This is a genomic window from Bacteroidales bacterium (assembly GCA_021157585.1).
GTDB lineage: Bacteria > Bacteroidota > Bacteroidia > Bacteroidales > UBA12170 > UBA12170.
Window position 1 is genome coordinate 1 of the sequence record JAGGWH010000087.1, and the last position, 3,122, is coordinate 3,122.

3 protein-coding genes are annotated in these 3,122 nt (G+C 33.8%); all 3 read left to right on the forward strand.

What is annotated here, in order from left to right; translation table 11 throughout:
* Window positions 1-244: 244 nt before the first annotated feature.
* Window positions 245-934 carry a response regulator transcription factor gene (locus J7K39_05860; protein ID MCD6179411.1) on the forward strand — a complete coding sequence of 230 codons (690 nt, stop codon included), beginning with the start codon at window positions 245-247 and terminating at the stop codon, window positions 932-934.
* Window positions 921-2,243 (forward strand): hypothetical protein, encoded by a 1,323-nt coding sequence (locus J7K39_05865; GenBank protein ID MCD6179412.1) that lies wholly within the window; start codon window positions 921-923, stop codon window positions 2,241-2,243. Before J7K39_05860 ends, J7K39_05865 begins: the two co-directional genes overlap by 14 nt.
* A gap of 186 nt (window positions 2,244-2,429) precedes the next feature.
* A partial coding sequence (locus tag J7K39_05870; GenBank protein MCD6179413.1) for an aldo/keto reductase occupies window positions 2,430-3,122 on the forward strand: 693 nt, incomplete at its 3' end.

Here is a 3,122-nt window from a genome sequence, read left to right on the forward strand (position 1 = left end):
CAAAACTTAAGTCCCACCTATGAACACATAGTTACAAATTACCTTAGTCGAAATAATTTTAACAGTCACCGATTTGAATACCAAAGTATAAGTGTATTTTTTCCCTTGGTGTATAATATTAACAATGTTGGTTTTATGTTTAATTTCTATTACAGTTGGCCATCAGCAAAATTGAGTAAACTTAATTGGGAAAACCAAAGCGGGGTATTATTTTCAATATTTTACACTCCAAACATTTAGTATTATGCGTTTACTTATTGTTGAAGACGAAAAAAGCTTAGCTACAGAACTCATACAGTTTCTAGAAACGGAACATTTTAATTGCGATTGGGCAGCAAGCAAAAGTCAAGCATCGGAATTATTAGCTTGCAATCCTTACGATTTTGTCCTTTTAGATATTGGACTTCCCGATGGTAATGGTTTAAGTCTTATTGAAGAAGCGAGAGACAATGAATCAGAAGCATATTTTATTGTACTCACAGCAAAAGGTGAATTGGAAGATAAACTTAAAGGTTTTGAATTTGGAGCCGACGATTATTTAGCCAAACCTTTTTCTCTGTTGGAATTAAACTCTCGTTTACAAGCTATAACAAGAAGAAAATTCGGACAGAAGAGCACAAAAATAAAGTTTGGAAATTTTATACTCGACACTACAAATCGTCAACTATTTTACAAAAAGGAAACTATTGACCTTACAAAAAAGGAATATGATTTACTACGCTATTTAATACTAAATAAAAATCGCGTTTTAGACAGGCTACAGCTCACTGAACATATTTGGGGCGATTTCTTTGAAGATGATTTTGATTCTAATTACATTGATGTTCACATTAAAAATATCCGAAAAAAATTGGCTAAATTTGACGAAACAAAGTGGATAAAAACACTAAGAGGAATTGGGTATAAATTTATTTCGGGTGATGCTTCTACCTAAAACAAAACTTAAAAATCAGCTTGCACTTATAAATGCACTTTCAAAAGGCATCATTATAGTACTGGCTATTTTTGTTATTCCTTGGTTGGTAAGAACCGTGAGTATCCGCGAGACCGACGATCAGCTGATCCTAAAACTAGATCAAGTTTACGATTTAATAGAAACCAATGGAATTGAGGTTTTTATTGATAATGAAAATTCTCCTCAGGGTTTTGGTAGTTATAATATTTTAAAAGAAGAGTATATCTCTATCGAGAGTATAAACGACACATTATTATACGAATACATTGATAATCAGAAACGTGAAATTGATGGAGAGATATACGATTATCGTGTAATATCAGCTACTTTCGGAATTGAAAATCAGGTTTATTTACTCGAAATTGGAAAAAGCATTAACACCGTAATTAGCTTTGAGAAAAAGCTCAAAAGCTTTGCATTCTACCTTTTACTTTTCTTGCTTACCATCAGTATTTTTATCGATCTTTCTATTACTCAAATCCTTTTAAAACCTTTTGAGAAAATAATTGATAAGCTAAAAGGAACACAGCACCCAAAACTATTTGATCACTCCCCAATTCAAACCAACACTAGCGATTTTAATTATCTACAATCGAGCATTGGCGTGCTTATGCATAAGATAGAAAATACTTTTGAAGCCGAGCGCGAATTTATTGGAAATGTATCTCACGAACTACTAACTCCCATCAGTATTCTCAGAACAAAACTCGATAATTTCACATCTACTACGGAGCTTTCAGGCGAAAAAATGCGAAAGATTTTTGAAGCAAAACAAACCCTGAGTCGCTTAACAAAAATGGTACGTGCTTTGCTTCTATTATCCAGAATAGAAAATCAGGAATATCTAAAGAACGAATCCATTGTTTTATCTAAAATGCTCGAGGATATTCTTAGCGAATTTCAGGATAGAGCAGATATAAAACAACAAAATATTAGCTTCCATAATTCTGCTAAAGAAAGTTCAATAAAGGGCAATACGGAATTATTACGCATCCTTTTGAGCAATTTAATTAGCAATGCGATTAAATATACGCCCGAGAAAGGAAAAATATCGCTTGTACTAGAGAAAAAAGACAATCGCTTGCAACTTGATATTAAAGATAATGGACCTGGAATTAGCGAAACGGAGCTTCCTTATATTTTTGATCGCTTTAAAAAATTCGGGAAGCAAAAAGAGAGTTTTGGCTTGGGTTTGGCTTTGGTTAAACAAATTTCTGATTATCACGATATCCAAATCAACATTAATTCTAATGCCAGAGAAGGCACACATTTTCAGCTAATATTTTAGGGAGATTCTCCATATCTTCTTGGTCTTTCTTAATCTGTTGATTCGTCTGAGAAAAGCAAAGTTAAATCTATCTTTTTTGTACTTTTAGACCGTTGAACGATGAAAACAGAAGGCTTAACCTCAGCACCTTCTATTTCAATGAAAATCAATTATTTGAACAAATTATCAACGCAGTAAAACATAAATATGAATAAAAGAAATCTAATTTATGGATGTATGGGACTTGGGGGATCTTGGGATTCTTCACCCCTTTCTAACCAAGACCAAAAAAAAGCAGATACGGTAATTGAGTCTGTTATTGAGTTTGGAATAACTCATTTCGATCACGCTGACATCTATACTTTTGGTAAAGCCGAACAAGCTTTTGGAAACTACATAAAGAGAAACCGTTCGCTACGTGAGAAACTTTTTATTCAATCAAAAACTGGAATTATTTTAAATGCTGGACCGCTCCATTCAAGCATCTACAACCTCTCTAGAAACTATGTAAATTCTCAAGTCGATAAGATCCTAAAACGATTATCGACAGATTATTTAGATGCATTGCTCCTACACCGCCCCGATCCATTAACTTCGATGGAAGAATTAGCGGAGACCCTACACTTGCTCAAAACATCAGAAAAAGTAAAAACTTTTGGAGTTAGTAATATGTCCGTTTCGCAAATCAAATTACTACAATCCTTCCTTGATGAACCACTATTTAGCAATCAAGTAGAATTAAGCTTAGATCACCCTTTACTTTTAGATTTAGAAGTTTGGGTGAACCGTGAAGAATCGCCAAAAAACTCAGGAATGGGAGATCTTTTAGGCTATTCGGCTAAAAACAAGATGAGCATTCAAGCCTATAGTCCTTTGGCACAAGGCAAATTCAGCGGATCC